At 71.7% G+C, this 15,492-nt stretch carries 14 protein-coding genes and 1 pseudogene; 5 read left to right on the plus strand and 10 right to left on the minus strand.

Going from position 1 to position 15,492, the window contains the following annotated elements; all coding sequences use genetic code 11:
• Window positions 1-21 precede the first annotated feature (21 nt).
• Window positions 22-1,659 (minus strand): chitinase, encoded by a 1,638-nt coding sequence (locus ACIGG8_RS28245; RefSeq protein ID WP_396551617.1) that lies wholly within the window; start codon window positions 1,657-1,659, stop codon window positions 22-24.
• Between the two features lie 213 nt (window positions 1,660-1,872).
• Between ACIGG8_RS28245 and ACIGG8_RS28250 the strand changes: the two genes are divergently transcribed.
• A complete protein-coding gene (locus ACIGG8_RS28250) occupies window positions 1,873-5,082 on the plus strand; it encodes a S41 family peptidase (RefSeq protein WP_396551618.1) in 3,210 nt (1,069 codons plus the stop codon).
• A 116-nt stretch (window positions 5,083-5,198) separates the two neighbouring features.
• On the opposite strand, the gene ACIGG8_RS28255 is transcribed toward ACIGG8_RS28250, so the two are convergent.
• Window positions 5,199-5,429, minus strand: coding sequence for a hypothetical protein (locus ACIGG8_RS28255; protein WP_396551619.1), 231 nt, complete (start codon window positions 5,427-5,429; stop codon window positions 5,199-5,201).
• A 194-nt stretch (window positions 5,430-5,623) separates the two neighbouring features.
• Here ACIGG8_RS28255 and ACIGG8_RS28260 point away from each other — a divergent pair, with 194 nt between their 5' ends.
• A complete protein-coding gene (locus ACIGG8_RS28260; RefSeq protein WP_396551620.1) occupies window positions 5,624-6,430 on the plus strand; it encodes a phosphoribosyl-dephospho-CoA transferase MdcG domain-containing protein in 807 nt (268 codons plus the stop codon).
• Between the two features lie 9 nt (window positions 6,431-6,439).
• Here the strand turns inward: ACIGG8_RS28260 and ACIGG8_RS28265 are convergent, their stop codons facing one another.
• The 3 genes from ACIGG8_RS28265 to ACIGG8_RS28275 are packed head-to-tail and all read right to left on the minus strand — an operon-like array spanning window position 6,440 to window position 7,270.
• The gene (locus ACIGG8_RS28265) at window positions 6,440-6,787 is read right to left on the minus strand and encodes a hypothetical protein (protein ID WP_396551621.1); all 348 of its coding nucleotides are present in this window, start codon (window positions 6,785-6,787) and stop codon (window positions 6,440-6,442) included.
• Window positions 6,787-6,999, minus strand: a complete 213-nt coding sequence (locus tag ACIGG8_RS28270; protein WP_396551622.1) for a hypothetical protein — start codon at window positions 6,997-6,999, stop codon at window positions 6,787-6,789. Before ACIGG8_RS28270 ends, ACIGG8_RS28265 begins: the two co-directional genes overlap by 1 nt.
• 7 nt (window positions 7,000-7,006) lie before the next feature.
• Complete coding sequence (locus tag ACIGG8_RS28275; RefSeq protein WP_396551623.1) at window positions 7,007-7,270, minus strand: hypothetical protein; 264 nt, start codon at window positions 7,268-7,270, stop codon at window positions 7,007-7,009.
• A gap of 110 nt (window positions 7,271-7,380) precedes the next feature.
• On the opposite strand from ACIGG8_RS28275, the gene ACIGG8_RS28280 reads away from it, so the two are divergent.
• From ACIGG8_RS28280 to ACIGG8_RS28290, 3 genes are all read left to right on the plus strand, one after another.
• Window positions 7,381-8,208, plus strand: coding sequence for a Scr1 family TA system antitoxin-like transcriptional regulator (locus ACIGG8_RS28280; protein ID WP_396551624.1), 828 nt, complete (start codon window positions 7,381-7,383; stop codon window positions 8,206-8,208).
• A complete protein-coding gene (locus tag ACIGG8_RS28285; protein ID WP_396551625.1) occupies window positions 8,205-8,408 on the plus strand; it encodes a DUF397 domain-containing protein in 204 nt (67 codons plus the stop codon). Before ACIGG8_RS28280 ends, ACIGG8_RS28285 begins: the two co-directional genes overlap by 4 nt.
• Window positions 8,409-8,510: 102 nt before the next feature.
• The gene (locus ACIGG8_RS28290) at window positions 8,511-9,155 is read left to right on the plus strand and encodes a dihydrofolate reductase family protein (RefSeq protein WP_396551626.1); all 645 of its coding nucleotides are present in this window, start codon (window positions 8,511-8,513) and stop codon (window positions 9,153-9,155) included.
• A 63-nt stretch (window positions 9,156-9,218) separates the two neighbouring features.
• Here the strand turns inward: ACIGG8_RS28290 and ACIGG8_RS28295 are convergent.
• The 5 genes and pseudogenes from ACIGG8_RS28295 to snpA form a co-directional block, all read right to left on the minus strand.
• A pseudogene (locus ACIGG8_RS28295) lies at window positions 9,219-9,362 on the minus strand (phospholipase domain-containing protein); the annotation flags it as partial.
• A gap of 34 nt (window positions 9,363-9,396) precedes the next feature.
• On the minus strand, window positions 9,397-11,373 hold the full coding sequence (locus ACIGG8_RS28300; protein ID WP_396551627.1) for a ricin-type beta-trefoil lectin domain protein: 1,977 nt from the start codon (window positions 11,371-11,373) through the stop codon (window positions 9,397-9,399).
• Window positions 11,374-11,632: 259 nt separating this feature from the next.
• On the minus strand, window positions 11,633-13,699 hold the full coding sequence (locus tag ACIGG8_RS28305) for a phosphocholine-specific phospholipase C (protein WP_396551628.1): 2,067 nt from the start codon (window positions 13,697-13,699) through the stop codon (window positions 11,633-11,635).
• A 198-nt stretch (window positions 13,700-13,897) separates the two neighbouring features.
• The gene (locus ACIGG8_RS28310) at window positions 13,898-14,557 is read right to left on the minus strand and encodes a pentapeptide repeat-containing protein (RefSeq protein WP_396551629.1); all 660 of its coding nucleotides are present in this window, start codon (window positions 14,555-14,557) and stop codon (window positions 13,898-13,900) included.
• A gap of 175 nt (window positions 14,558-14,732) precedes the next feature.
• On the minus strand, window positions 14,733-15,356 hold the full coding sequence (snpA, locus tag ACIGG8_RS28315; RefSeq protein ID WP_396551630.1) for a snapalysin: 624 nt from the start codon (window positions 15,354-15,356) through the stop codon (window positions 14,733-14,735).
• Window positions 15,357-15,492: the final 136 nt, after the last annotated feature.

Raw genomic sequence — 15,492 nt, forward strand, 5'->3', positions numbered from 1 at the left:
CGGCCGACCGTGGCCCTCGGGTCAGCGGCCGAAGTAGCCGTCGAAGTTCCTGGAGAACTCCCCGCCGCCGAACCGGTCCCAGTTGATCGACCAGGTCATCAGCCCTCGCAGGTTCGGCTGGGCACCCGAACGCGGCACGTACGGGCCGCAGTTGGCGAGCCTGGTGAGGCAGTCCAGCGCCTTGTCCACCTCGGCGGGGGCGACGTAGCCGTTGCCCGCGTTGGTGGTGGCCGGCATGCCGATGGCGACCTTCGAGGCGGGCAGCGGCGGGAACACGTTGTTCGCGTTGCCCGCCACCGGGAAGCCCTTGAGCAGCATGTCGGTCATCGCGACGTGGAAGTCGGCGCCGCCCATGGAGTGGTACTGGTTGTCCAGGCCCATGACGGAGCCCGAGTTGTAGTCCTGGACGTGCAGCAGGGTGAGGTCGTCGCGCAGCGCGTGGATGACCGGCAGGTACGCCCCGGCCCGCGGGTCCTGGCCGCCCCAGGGCCCGGATCCGTAGTACTGGTAGCCGAGTTGGACGAAGAAGGTCTCCGGCGCCATGGTCAGCACGAAGCCGGGGCCGTACTTGGCCTTCAGGGTCTTCAGCGCGGAGATCAGGTTGACGATGACCGGGGTGGTCGGGTTCCTGAAGTCGGTGTCGCCGGTGGCGAGGGAGAGCGAGTGGCCCTCGAAGTCGATGTCCAGGCCGTCCAGGCCCCACTTGTCGATGATCGCCGAGACCGAGCTCACGAAGGTGTCCCGGGCGGCGGCGGTGGTCAGCTGGACCTGGCCGTTCTGGCCGCCGATCGAGATCAGCACCTTCTTGCCCTGGGCGCGCTTGGCGGCGATGGCGGCCTTGAAGTCGGTGTCGGACTCGACGGTCGGGCACTCGGTGACCGGGCAGCGGTTGAACCGGATGTCGCCGGAGGTGACGGAGGTGGGCTCGCCGAAGGAGAGGTCGATGAAGTCCCAGGAGTTCGGGACGTCCGCCATCCGGGTGTAGTCGGCACCGTTGGCGAAGCTGGCGTGCAGGTAGCCGACCAGGGCGTGGCTGCCGGCGGGCGGGCTGGTCGGCGTGCCCGTGGGCGTGCCCGTGGGCGTGCCCGTCGGCGTCGCGGTCGGAGAGGCGGTCGCGGTCGGGGTCGGCGTCGGGGTCGGGCTGGGGCTGGGGGCGCCCGGGCCGTCGAGCGACACGTCGTCCGCGTAGTAGGTGCCCTGGCCGTACCAGCCGTGGGTGTAGACGGTGGCGCTGGTCTGGGTGGCGCCGGCGGTGAAGCTGAGGCTGAGCTTCTGGTACGAGCCGCCGGTGCCGGGCGTCCAGGTGCTGGGGCCGCCGCCGTCGACGCCCAGGTAGACGTACGAGCCGTTGACGTACGCGCTGAGCGTGTAGGTGGTGCCGGGGGTGACGGTGACGGTCTGGCTGCACTGGGCGGTGTCGCCGGCCGTGGCCGCGCCGGCGAGCGCGCGGCTGCCGCCGTGCACCGGGCCGGAGACGACGCTGCCGGTGCCGCCGGAGCAGTTCCAGGGGCCGAGCGAGCCGGACTCGAAACCGCCGTTGACCAGGAACTCGCCGGCCGAGGCGGCGGGCGCCAGGCCCAGGGTGACGCCGACCAGGGTGGCTGCGGCGACGGCGGAGGCGGTGCCGGCGGCGAGGCCGTTTCTCAGGGTTCTGCGCATGCGGGTGCTCCTGCGATGGCGCGGTCGTGGGGGACGTCCGAGGGCACGCCGGTGCACGCGCCAGTGGGGGGAGCGGCCCGGCCTGGCACCCTAGTTGGACTAGACCACTGAAGTGGATCCGCCGATGCCCTGTCAATGGTCCAGACCGGTCTCGACGCCTTCCCCGGTCCCCTTCCGGTTGCCGGGTGTGACACCCCGTCGAAGGATGGAGGGGTGACCCCGCCCGGCTACCTCCGCCACCCCCACCTGCACGGCGGCCTGCTCACCTTCACCGCCGAGGACGACGTCTGGATCGCCCCGCTGGACACCGACGGCGCCGTCACCGGCCGGGCCTGGCGGGTCACCTGCGACCGCACCCGGGTCAGCCACCCCCGCTTCTCCCCCGACGGCACCACCCTCGCCTGGACCAGCTGGCTGAGCCTCACCCCCGAGGTGTGGACCGCACCCGTCGACGGCGGCGAGGCCCGCCGGCTCAGCTTCTGGGGCAGCCAGGACACCCGGGTGCGCGGCTGGCTGCCGGACGGCGAGGTGCTCGCCGTCACCTCCTTCCACGAGCCCTTCGGCCACTACACCTGGGCCCACGCCCTGCCGCCGGACGGCTCCCCCAGCCGCCGGATGCCCTGGGGCCCGGTCGGCGACGCCCAGATGAGCCGCGAGCGGACCGTCCTGCTCACCGGCGCCGCCCCGCACGACCCGGCCGCCTGGAAGCGCTACCGGGGCGGCGCCGTCGGCCGGCTCTGGGCGGACGGCGAGCAGATCCTGCCCGCCCACACCGGGCACCTCGCCGCCCCGATGCCGGTCACCGGGCGGGTGGCCTTCCTCTCCGACCACGAGGGCATCGGCAACCTCTACTCCTGCCGCCCGGACGGCACCGACCTGCGCCGGCACACCGACCACGCCTCCTACTACGCCCGCGAGGCCGCCACCGACGGCACCCGCATCGTCTACCAGCACGCCGGCGACCTCTGGCTGCTGGACGACCTGGACGCCCCCGCCCCGCGCCGGCTGCACGTCCCGCTCGGCGGCGCCCGGGCCGGCCGCCGCCCGTACCAGGTCGGCGCCGCCTCCCAGGTCAAGGACCTCGCCTGCGACCAGACCGGCCGGGCCGGGGTGATCACCGTGCGCGGCAGCCAGTACTGGCTCACCCACAAGGACGGCCCGGCCCGCGCACTCGCCGACACCCCGGGGGTGCGGACCCGGCTGCCGGTGGTGCTCGGGCACACCGGCGAGGCGGCCTGGATCACCGACGCGAAGGGCGCCGACGCGATCGAGGTGATGCCGCTGCCCGGGCACGAGGGCGCGGAGAAACACCGCCACCGGATCCTCGCCTCCGGCCGGCTCGGCCGCGTCCTGGAGCTCACCGCCTCCCCCGACGGCAGCCGCCTCGCCGCCGTCGCCTCGGACGGGCGGCTGCTGCTGGTCTCCGCCGCCGACGGCGAGGTGCGCGAGCTGGCCGCCTCCGAGTACGGCCCGGTCTCCAGCCCCCGCTTCTCCCCCGACTCGCACTGGATCACCTGGTCCCAGCCGGTCGCCGGGCGCTCGCTTCGCCGGATCCGGCTCACCCGCACCGACGCGCCCGCCCCCGTCACCGAGGTCACCGACGGCCGCTTCGAGGACGAGCAGCCGGTGTTCACCCGGGACGGCCGCTACCTGGCCTTCCTCTCCTGGCGCGGCTTCGACCCGGTCCACGACGTGCACACCGGCGACCTCTCCTTCCCGGTCGGCTGCCGCCCGTACCTCGTCCCGCTCACCGCCGACACGCCCTCGCCGTTCTCGGCACCGGTCGAGGACGGCGCCCCGCGCGGGGACGGCGGCGGCGACGGCACCGTCCGGGTCGAGCCCGCGGGCATCGGCGACCGGCTGCTGCAGTTCCCGGTGATCGCCTCCAAGTACTCGGCCACCGACGCGGTGCGGGGCGGCCTGGTCTGGCTGCGCTGGCCGATCGCCGGCACCCTCGGTCAGACCTTCGCCAGCCCGGAGGACACCTCGGGCCGCCCCTCGCTGGAGTACTTCGACCTGGTCCGGGGCAGCCGCAGCACGTTGGCGGACAAGCTCGACGGCTACGCCGTCTCCGGCGACGGCGGCTCGATCGCCGTCTACTCGGCCGGGACGCTGCGGGTCGTCCCGGTCACCGCCCCCTCCGCCGGCACCGCCGTCGACCTGCGCCGGATCACCCACACCGTGCACCCGGCCGCCGAATGGCGCCAGGCCTACCACGAGGCCGCCCGGATCGTCCGGGACCAGTTCTGGGACGAGCGGATGTCCGGCCTGGACTGGCCCGCGCTGGTCGCCCAGTACGAGCCCCTGCTGGACCGCATCTGCTCACCCGACGACTTCGCCGACCTGCTGCGCGAACTCCTCGGCGAACTCGGCACCTCGCACGCCTACGTCACCCCGTCCCGGCGCGCCGAGGGACCCTCGCTCGGCCAGCAGCCGCTCGGCCTGCTCGGCGCCAACGCCCACCGCGCCCCCGACGGGCGCTGGCTGGTCGACCGGGTGCTGCCCGGCGAGTCCTCCGACCCGCGCGCCCGCGCCCCACTGGCCGCCCAGGGCGTGCGCGACGGCGACGAACTGCTCTCGATCGGCGGACGCCCGCTGGACCCGGTGCGCGGACCGCTCCCACTGCTGGCCGGCACCGGCGGCACCACCGTGGAACTGGCACTGCGCAGCGGCCCGGACGGCCCGGTGCGGCGGATCGCGGTCACCCCGCTGACCGACGAACGGCCCATCCGCTACCAGGACTGGGTGGCCAAACGCCGTTCCCTGGTACGGGAGTTCAGCGACGGGCGGTGCGGCTACCTGCACATCCCGGACCTCGGCGGCTCCGGCTGGGCGCAGTTCAACCGGGACCTGCGGCGCGAACTGGACAAGCCCGCGCTGGTGCTGGACGTCCGCGGCAACGCCGGCGGCAACGTCTCCGAACTGGTCCTGGAGAAGCTCACCCGACACGTCCTGGCCTGGGACTTCACCCGGGACCGCCAACCGGTCCGGTGGCCGCGGCACGCCCTGCGCGGCCCGCTGGTGGCCCTCGCGGACGAGGCGACCAGCTCGGACGGGGACGTCATCATCGCGGCGATCAAGCTGCTCGGGCTCGGCCCGGTGATCGGCAACCGCACCTGGGGCGGTGTGGTCGGGATGTCCGGGCGGCACACCCTCGGCGACGGCACGCAGATCTCGGTGCCGAAGAACGCCTCCTGGTTCGACGGCGGCCTCGGCTGGTCGGTGGAGAACCGCGGCGTCGAACCGGACGTGCACGTGCTGCGCACCCCGCGGGACTGGGCCCGGGGGCGCCACCCCGAGCTGGTCACCGCCGTCCAGCTGGCCCTGGACCTGCTGGAGGACGCGCCCGCCGCGGTGCCCCCGCCGGAGTCCACGGCCCGGCCGGACCTGCGGCGCCCGCCGCTGCCACCGCGGGAGCGGTGACCAGCGGGGGGCGGCAGTGACCGGCACGTGGGCAGTGACCGACGGGGGCAGTGACCGGCACGTGGGCAGTGACCGACGGGGGCAGTGACCGGCGGGGGCGGTGACGCCGGGCGGTCTCAGTCCCAGGGGTCGCCTTCGGCCGTCATGTTCTCGGCGGCGCGCCGGTCGGCCTCCTCCTGGGAGATCCGTTCCTGGGCCATCCGCTCCTGCGTGTCCCTGCTCCGCTCGACGTCGTCACCGAACGCGTCCGCGGCCTCGTCGTGGGCGAGGGCGGCCCGCTGGGCGCCGTCCTCGCCGGTGGCCTCGTGGTGCGGCGGCCGGTGGAACAACCTGTCGAAGATGCCCATGACTCCTCCTCCGGAGGGGAACGTCGGACTACCGGGCTGCCCCCACTCTCACACCGTGACCGGGCCGACGCACCTCGGGCCCCGGTTGAGCCCTTGGTCCCTGGTGAACGCGCCCAACGGCCGTGGCGGGGCGGTGCGCGCCGGGCGGAGGGTGGAGCCGTCGGCCGAACTGACGCCACCGTCTGGAGCCCGCTGTGACCGTCGTACATTCCGGAAGCCACGCCCGGCGCCCCGCCGAGGACCCGCACGACGGCCCGCGCCGGCGGGTCGGCCCGCTGGCCGCGCTGGACGGGCGGCTGCCCGGCGCGCACGACCTCCTGCTGATGCAGTGCCCCAGGTCGTTGCGGCCCCTCGCGGGAGGCGAGCTGCCGGACTGGGCGCGCGCGGTGCTGCGGGCGCACCCCTGGGTGACGGTCGGCCGGGCGCCCGCGGTGGTCGGCAACCCGGCGGACCTGCCGCACCCGCAGCGCTGCGCCCGGGACCCCGAGGCCGCGCCCGAGCTCTGGTTCCCGGTGACCGTGCGCGGCCCGCGCCACGGGCAGCGGCTGGACGCGCTGGCGCCCTGGGCGGCGGTGGCCGGGACGCTGCGGCCCGAGCAGCTGGCCGAGCGGCGCGAACGGCTGGCCCCCGAACGGCTCACCGGGATCCCGGCGCTGGCCCTGCTGCCGGAGGTCGGCCGGCTGGTGGCGGACCACCGGATGCCCTGGGGCCCGATCGGCGCGGTCGGCTACGAGCTGGGCAGCGGGGTGCCGGTGACCGGCCCGCTGAGCCCGATCCGGCTGGTGCTGCGCTCCCCGCAGCCGATCAGTCGGCGCGACGCGCTGCAGCTGCGGCGGGCGCTCACCAAGCTGCCGGTGCCCGTGCAGGCCGAGCTGGAGACCCGGCACGGCTCGGTGCAGCTGGCCGAGTACGCCGCCGGGGTGTACACCCTCACCCTGCTGACGCCGTACGGCCCCCGGGAGGTCCGCGACCCGTGGTTCCCCCGGGGCCCCTACGCCTGAGCCGCCCTGTCAGTCGGGTCGGTTGGGCGGCCGGGACGCGGGAGGCCGACGGCGACGGGGCGCCGCGGCGAGCTCCCGGGCCGCGGCGTACCGTGCCGCGGCCCGGCGGAGTCGTTCCGTTGCCTCACGCAACTCGGCACGGAGCGCGTCCCGGGCGGCCTCGCGGCACGTCTCGCGGAGCTGCCGCTCCTCCGCGAGCATCAGCGCGGCCGCCGCGACCGCTCGGCGGCGTTCGGGGCTGAACCACAGGACCGGCGGGGCGAACCGGAGGTACCCGCCCCAGAACCAGGACCAGGTGGCCCGGGGCTCGCGGACCAGGCCGAGGATCGTACGGCCGATGAAGGCGATCGGCAGCATCACGGTCCGTCCGCCCTCCGGTAGCGGGGTCTGCGGCCGAGGGCGATCAAGGGCTCCTCGAAGGGCTGGTTCGCCAGGTAGGCCGGAGACCAGGCGACGCCCCACCGACCGCACTCGGGGCAGTTCCACGTGCGGCCGGCCTCGGTGGCATCGCCGAGGAGGTCGACCGGAGCGCAGCAGTTCGGTGCGGGGCAGGTCGGCGGGTTGGTCATCGGTGTCTCACGCGGCGCCCTCGGTGTCGACGCGGGGCCGGCCGCGCCGCTTGGCGGGGACGAGGCGGAGGACCACCGTCGGCCCGCCCGGGAGCGGGTGGATCCGGGCGGGATCGACGGTCCGCTCCAGCCCTCCACCCACCGGCCGCACGTAGGCGAGCCCGCCTCGCGTGTCCATGTAGACGACGTCCTGATCAGTCGTCACGTCCTTGACCAGCTCGCCGACCTGCGGGCGGTAGGGCTGCCCATAGAGGGGCTTCTTGCGCGTCACGGGAACAACTCCGTTCCGTAGTGCGATGACTACCCAGAGCGCCAACTGTCGTCTACGATGGGGATGTCTTCAACCTGTCGGATCTGCTTGGGGAGAGGGAATCGACACCCATGAACAAGGTTGAACTGGACCCTGATTCATCTCCCGCCGCCAAGTTCGGCTCAGATGTCCGCAGCGCACGGGAGGCAAGGGGGTGGACCCAGGACGAACTGGCACGTGCCATCGGCTACTCGCCGACGCATGTATCGGCCGTGGAAACTGGTCGGCGTCCTCCAACCGCTCGTCTGGCACGCGAACTTGACAAGGCCTTTGGGTTCGAGAACGTATTTGTTCGCAAGTCGCGCGATCTCAAGTCGTCGACCATCCTCGAAGGGTTCCCGGAGTACGTCGCGCACGAGTCCAAGGCGGTGGAGCTGAGGCTGTTCGATCTGGGCATCGTGCCGGGACTGCTCCAAACCGTGGACTACGCACGGGCCATCGCAGCGGGCGCGGTCCGGCGAGGCAGCATCACGGAGGACCAGGCCGAGGAACGGGTCACCTACCTCGCTCGCCGACAGTCGAACCTGCGCCGGGAATCCCCGCCGCTGATCCACGCCGTTCTGGACGAGAGCTGCCTCCGGCGCCCGGTCGGCGGAGAGGCCACCATGGCAGCCCAGCTCGATGAGCTCGCCGCCTTCGCCCGGATGCCCAACACGGTTCTCCAGGTGGCTCCGTTCGCCATGGGCGAGGAACGAGCGTTTGACCTGCCGGTGAACATCCTCACCCTTCCGGACCGATCGCTGATGTCCTACGCGGAATCGGCGCACCAAGGGCACCTGGAACGGGACAGCGGCGCGGTACCGCCGATGCTCACGGCCTACTATCAGCTGCAGGCCCTGGCACTCTCACAAGCCGAGTCCGTGGCCCTGATCAGCCAGCTACGAGAGGAACTGCCGTGACCGCCGAGCCTCAGTGGTTCAAGTCTTCGTACAGCAGCAACGGAGGCAACTGCGTCGAGGTCGCGGGGAACCTGGTCGCATCCGACGCCGTCCCCGTCCGCGACTCCAAGGACCCCGCCGGCCCGGCCCTCGTCTTCTCTGCCGAGTCCTGGCGGTCCTTCGTCTCCGCCGTCCGCGCCGGCGAGTTCGGCGCGATCTGAAAAACCTCGCGGGTCGATGTCAATCCGGCCGCGTCCGCTCCGACGACACGGCGTGCGGCGCCCCGCCGTACGAGGACGCGACCGGAACTGACGAGGACACCCGTGGACCAACTGCTCAGAGTGATGAACTTCAACGTCTCCCGTGACGGCATCGGCGCCGGTGAGCACCAGAGCCTGGAGCGGCCGTTCGGCCTCGACGGCCCCGAGCGGCTGTTCGCCTGGGCCGGAGCCACCGCGAGCTGGCCGATGCGCACGGATCCCGGGGGGAGCCGGGGCCTGGACGACTACTTCGCCCGGGACTTCGCCCGCAACATCGGTGCCGAGATCATGGGCCGCAACAAGTTCGGGCCGCAGCGCGGGCCCTGGCAGGACCACGAGTGGCGCGGCTGGTGGGGTGACGAGCCGCCGTTCCGCACTCCGGTGTTCGTCATGACCCACCACGGGCGTCCGTCGATCACGCTCTCCGACACCACGTTCCACTTCGTCGACGGCGACCCGGCCGCCGTCCTCGAACGGGCGCGGGCAGCGGCGCAGGGCAAGGACGTCCGACTCGGCGGCGGTGTCACCACGATCCGGGAGTTCCTCGCCGCCGGCCTGGTCGACGCCATGCACGTCGCCGTCTCACCGGTGAAGCTCGGGTCCGGACTGCGGCTCTGGGAGTCCCCCGAGGAGCTGCTCGACCGGTTCCACCTGGAGGTCGTGCCCAGCCCGAGCGGCGTCACGCACCACCTCTTCTGGCGCAGGTGACGCGGAGCCCCACCACCCGACGGCGGGTGGTGGGGCCCGTGTGCCGTGCGCGGGGAGCGGCCGTCAGCCGCTGACGCTGGGCGCGCCGGTCTCCAGGTGGCCGGTGAAGCGCTGCGACCAGCTGCTGTCCGCGTCCACCGTGACGGTGAAGTCGTACCAGCCGTTGGTGTAGGCGACGGCGTTGAAGTGGTCGCTGACGCTGACGCCGGGCAGGGCGGCGGGCGCCACCACGGGTTGCCGATCAGAGGAGCTGGAAGGACCACTCCTGCTTCCAGCCGCCCTCACAGCTCCACACACCGAGTTGCTTGAAGTCGGCGTCGTGGGTGAGGCAGTCGTCGTCGGAGATCCGGATCTGGTACTTGCCGTTGCCGAGGCTGACGAACTCCCACTTCTGGTTGGAGGTGTCGCCCCACGCCTGCTGCTCGGCGACATAGGTGTCAGGGTTCTCGGTGAGGTTGAACCCGAGGTCGTTGACGATCCGGTAGCGCCCCCCGCCCAGCGGCTTGATCGTCCAGCGGGACCCCTTGTACCCCAGGATCCCGCCCACGATCGGCGCTCCCCAGCTCGCGGTCTCGGTGGGTGCCGACGCGCCCAAACCGTTGGAGAGCTTCAGGAACAGCGGCCGCTCGGTCGGGATGCTGGAGCCGCCCCCGGTCGGCGGGGTGGTCGGCTTCGGGTTCGGCTTCGTCGGAGTGGTCGGGTCGGTCGGCGTGATCACACCGCCGGACGTGGACTCAAGCACCCACTCCTGCTGCCAGCCCTGCTTGCACGTCCACACGCCGAGTTGCTTGAAGTCGGCATCGTGGGCGAGGCAGTCGTCGTCGGAGATCCGGATCTGGTACTTGCCGTTGCCGACTCCGACGAGCTCCCACTTCTGCTTGGAGGAGTTGCTCCACGGCTGGAGTTCGGCCAGGTAGCTGCTGTTCTCGGTGAGGTCCAGCCCGTAGGAGCTGGTGATCCGGTAGCGACCCCCGCCCACGGAGGTGACCTTCCACTTTGATTCGTTGCCACCCCGGAGCCCGGGGACGACCGACGCGCCCGCGGAACCGCTGAGCGGGACGGCGCCCAGCCCGTTGGAAAGCTTCAGGTACACGTCGGCGCCGTTGCCGGGTGTGGTCGGGTTGGTGGTCGACGGGGTGCCGCCCCAGGCCCAGTTCTGGTTGGGCGCGTCCCGCCTGTCCTCGGAGCCGCAAGCCCAGGCCGCCACGGTGCTGCCGTTGGCGGTCTGGCCGTTGAAGTCGTCGATGCAGACGTCCTTGGACCGGTCATCCTGGTCCGTCATGTGCCGCAGAGTGCCGCTGGGCGACATGTTCCAGCGTTGACCGGGGATTTCCAGGCAGTCCCAGACCTGAAGCTTGGTCCCGTTCGCGGTCTTGTTGGCCTCCAGGTCGAGACACTTACCGTTGGCCGCTTGGAGCTTGTACCCGTTGTAGGTCCACTTCTGCGCGTCGCCGCCGTTGCACTCCCACATCTGCACGGGGGTGCCGTTCGCGGTGCCGTTGCCACTGACGTCCAGGCAGGCGTGGTAGCCGGGGCTGCTGGAGTCGGGGGTCAGGCTGCCGGTCCTGGTGGCGTAGCCGGACCGTGCGGGAAAGTGGATGGTGCGTACGTCACCGTCGCACTTGTAGGGCCGCGCGGTGCCCGCCCGGCAGGTCCATGACTCCTTTTTGACGGTGTCGCCGTCGTTGCCCATGAATGCCCAGTTCATGTAGCCGCCGTCGCCCCGGTTACGGAAGGTCGAGTCCCCCTGGAATACCCAGATCCGGAAGATGTCATAGCCGGAAGGCTCCTTCTTGTCCTTGTCCAGGTAATGGTTGAGCTTGTAGGTGGTGTCGATCAGCACCCCCTTCATGTCGGCCTTGTACTCGTTCTTGAACCACTCGGTGTCATACAGGTCGGTGCCCACGGTCTTGAACACCATGACGTTGAACCCCGGGAACTTCTCGCTCAACTTCGTCGCGGTGCTCTGGGTGAACTCCGCGTTGTCCACCTTATTGAGGTTTGCGGCGTTGCGCATCAGCTTGATGACGTCGAAGGCGGAGCTGATCAGCGAGCTCATACAGTTGCCGCCGCCCGGCACGGCCGGGGTTCCGCAGGTCTTGTCCACGGGGGCGTTCGCCGTCGGCGCGGCCTGGGCCTGCACGGTCAGGCCGGAGAACACGGCGACTGCGGCAACCCCGCAGGCGAGGGCGCGTTTCAGGCGGGACAGGGGTTCCATGGCAAAATCATCCTTTCTTCTCGACAAAGTTGGATGATAGGGCCAGAAATCCTGCGCTTTGCGACTCCTGACGGTATCCATACGACCGGACCGGGAGGCCTGACCTCCTTCATGCACACACCACCCCGAACATTGAACTTCGTATACGAACTTTACTGTTCACGCCGACTGTGCGAGTTCATTCACGGGAAACCGAAGGCCCCGCTACCCGGAAGAACGGGCAGCGGGACCCAGGGGGTTCACACAGTGAGAGCGGGCATCAGCCGCTGACGCTGGGCGCGCCGGTCTCCAGGTGGCCGGTGAAGCGCTGCGACCAGCTGCTGTCCGCGTCCACCGTGACGGTGAAGTCGTACCAGCCGTTGGTGTAGGCGACGGCGTTGAAGTAGTCGCTGACGCTGACGCCGGCCGGGACCTGGTAGGTCCAGGGGCCGTCGGTCCGGTAGTTGTCGGGGGCGATGGTGAAGGTCATCGGGGTGCTGCCGTTGTTGGCCAGCTTGAACCAGATGGCCAGCTTGCCGGTGCCGGCCTCCACCGCGTACGAGGCGGTGACGGCGGCGTTCTTGCCCGCCTTCGTCGCGTCGCCCTTGAAGCGGCGCAGGAAGCGGTTGGGGCCGACGACGGTGAGGTCGTACGGGCCGCCGCCGAAACCGGTGCCGCAGTTGAAGAAGTCGCTGGTGCTGCCGCCCGGGTCGACGGTGTACTGCCAGGGGCCGCCACCGCGGTAGGCGTTGGCGTACGCGGCGAAGTGCGAGGACTTGGAGCCGCCGTTGGCCATGGCGATCCAGACCTTCATCACCCCGCCCGAGCCGAACTCCAGGTGGTCCAGGTTGGCGTTCGGCTGGTACGGCAGGGCGCGGGCCGGGCGGGTGCCGGACTCCTGCAGCGGCAGCTGGTTGTTCACCGGGGCCGGGTTGGGCAGCGGGCCGCAGGCGGACAGGCCGATGGTCTGCGAGGTGTCGGGCAGCGCCGGCAGGCCGTACACCGGGTTGGCGAAGTCGAACACGCTGGTGAGGTCGCCGCAGACGCGCCGGCGCCAGTCGCTGATGTTCGGGCTGGTGGCGGGCCTCCCGAGGGCGGCCGTCCAGACCTCCAGGAAGCGCAGCACCGAGGTGTGGTCGAAGGTCTCGGAGTTGACCCAGCCGCCGCGGGTCCAGGGCGAGACCGCGATCATCGGGACGCGGAAGCCGAGGCCGATGTTGGTGCCGTTGTAGAACTCGCCCGGAGTGCCGGCCGGGGCGACCGGCGGCGGCACGTGGTCGAAGAAGCCGTCGTTCTCGTCGTAGTTGATGAACAGGACGGACGAGTTGAAGACGTTCGGGTCCGCGTTCAACGCGTCGATCACGTTGTGGACGAAGTGCGCGCCGTCGGCCGGGGTGGCGTACGGGTGCTCCGAGGAGGCCTGGTCGGGGACGATCCAGGAGACCTGCGGGAGGGTGCCCGCCAGCACGTCGGCCTTGATCGCCGCGACGATGTCGTCCGGGGTGCGGCCGGTGACCTTGGGCACCGAGCCCATGCCCTTGACGGCCAGCGGGCTGCCCGCCGGGGCGCCGGAGAACTGGTTGAAGTAGGCGAGGGCGTTGTCGCCGTAGTTGTCGGCGGCGTTCTGGTAGACCTTCCAGCTGACCCCGGCGTTCTCCAGGGCCTCGGCGAAGGTCTGCCAGCGCAGGCCCTTCTCGTCGCCGCCGTCGTAGGCCGGGCCGCCCGCGGTGCCGGACGGGTCGATCTGACCGGACCAGTGGTAGGTGCGGTTGGGGCCGGTCGCGCTCAGCACCGAGCAGTGGTAGGCGTCGCAGATGGTCCAGTTCTCGGCCAGCGCGTAGTGGAACGGGATGTCCTGGCGGGTGAGGAAGCCGAGCGTGCGCACGTTGCCCTTGGCGGAGACCCAGTTGTCCAACTTGCCGCTGTTCCACGCGCTGTGCTGGTCGCTCCAGCCGTGGCTGAGGTCGCCGTTGCACTGGGCGAGGCGCTCCGGGTCGGCGCCGCCGGCCGGCTTGGTCTGGCTGAACTGCCACGGGTACTGGCGGCTGAACAGGCCGTTGGGCTGGTTGAAGACGCTGTAGCCGCCGGCGATCTGGATCGCGCTGCGGTCGGCGAAGCCGCGCACGCCGCGCAGCATGCCGAAGTAGTGGTCGAAGCTGCGGTTCTCCTGCATGAGGATCACCACGTGCTGCACGTCGTTGATGGTGCCGGTCTGCCGGAGCGTGGTGGTGGAGGCCACCGCGGGAGCGCCCGGGGCGGCGCCCGCGGCACCGGTGCCGGCCACGGCCAGACCGGCCGCGGCCACCCCGGACAGCGTGACGAACTTCCTACGACTCAGCTCGGCCATCAGTCCGGCCCGTCCCTTCGCTGGCGATGTTGTGTACACAAGTCGGGGCTCACTCGATCGCGGAGAAGTCTCCACCGCGTACGTGGCGGGCCACCAGATGCGCGCAGCAGGTTTGGCGGACTGTTCGCCCTGCGGTCACCGAGCGACGTCGGGCTGAACGCGGGACTGAAACGCCGGGGAGGACGGAGAGGGATCCGGTCAGCGGTCCTTCACCTCGATCCCCAGCGCCTGGGCGAACTGCGGCGCCAGCTCCAGCAGCTGGGTGGAGCTGATGACCGCGCCGCGCAGCCCCTGGTGTCCGTCGGTCAGCCCGAGCCGGACGGCGCCGCGCAGGTCGGTCTTGCTCAGCGTCGCACCGCGCAGCCGGACCTCCTCCAGCGTCGAGCCGGGGAAGGACACCGAGGTCAGCTTCGCCTCGCCGAAGTCCACGTCGCGCAGCAGGCAGTCCTCGAAGACGACGTCCCGCAGCACGGCCGACCGGAGGTTGACCGCCTCCAGCTTGCAGCCGCGGAAGACCACCCGGCGCAGCGCCGAACCGTACCCGGCGACCCCGGCCAGCACGCCGCCGACGAACGAGCTGTCCTGCCACTCGGAGTCGCTGAGGTCGCAGGCCACCCAGCGGCCGGCCTGCACCCAGACCTCGTTGAACCGGGCCTGGCGCAGCTTGACCCCGCTGAGCGCGACGCCGGTGAAGGCGCACTCCAGGAAGGCCGCCCCGGCGACCGACTCGTCGGTGTGCTCGCCGCCGTCGAAGTGCACGGTGTCGTACCGCTCGTCGCTGCGCAGCGGCCCGGTGTGCGGGCGCAGCAGTTCGGCGTACGGGAGGTCGTCGAGCCGGTCGGGGACGGAGCGGGTCATGGCGGCACCTTGCGATCGGGGGCGGAAGGGTCTCGCCCGCATGCTCGCACGCGGCACCGACAGTCCCGCCGCCACACGCCACCGCGGCCACCGCCGCCGTCAGTGGCAGCGGCGGCAGCGGGACGCCCCGGGCCGGCCGCAGCGGTGTGCGGCCGGCCCGGGGGTGTCCGGTGGATCAGCCGCGCGCCCAGAGGGAGTTGACGCGGCTGCGCTCGGTGCTGTTCGGGTAGGGGTTGGTGCAGGAGGTGCCGGGGCCGCCGCCCGACATCAGCTCGCTGCACGGGCCGGAGTAGTGGTCCGGCAGGCCGAGCACGTGCCCGGTCTCGTGGGCGGTCACCCGCACCGAGTTGTACTGCCGGTTCTGCTGGTAGTCGAGGAAGACGTAGCCGCGCCCGTGCCCGTCGGTGCTGGCGTAGGAGCCCCGGCTGTCGTTGCCCTCGTAGTAGCGGAAGTCGGCGGCCGAGCCGGACCGCAGCTGGACGTTGCCGACCGAGCTGTTCCAGATCTGCGCGGCCTGGGATATCTGGTTGCGGAAGGACGGGGCCGAGCTGGCGTCGTAGGTCACCACGACGGTCGCCAGGCCCGGGTTGGCGGCCTGCTTGGCCTTCGCGGAGGCCATCACGGCCTGGAAGAAGGCCTGGTTGTCCGCGGCCTCGGCGGCCGAACCGGCGTACGTCGAGGCGGTGTAGCCCTGCGTGGCCGGGGCGGCCGGGGCGGCGGCCGCGGCGGTGGCGGGCAGCACGGCGAGGCCGGCCGCGAGGGCCAGGCCGAGGGTGGCGGACAGCACGGATCGCTTCATGTGGGGGTCTCCGGTTCCTGTGGTGTCGTGGCCGGTTGGGGGCCGGCCCTGGGGGACACCTGGTCAACGGGTGATGTCCCCAGAGCTTCGGACAGCCCGGCGGGCGCGCGGATGATGTCAACCGGCGATAGCTCGG

The sequence above is a fragment of the Kitasatospora sp. NPDC085464 genome, assembly GCF_044541955.1.
Taxonomy (GTDB): Bacteria; Actinomycetota; Actinomycetes; order Streptomycetales; family Streptomycetaceae; genus Kitasatospora.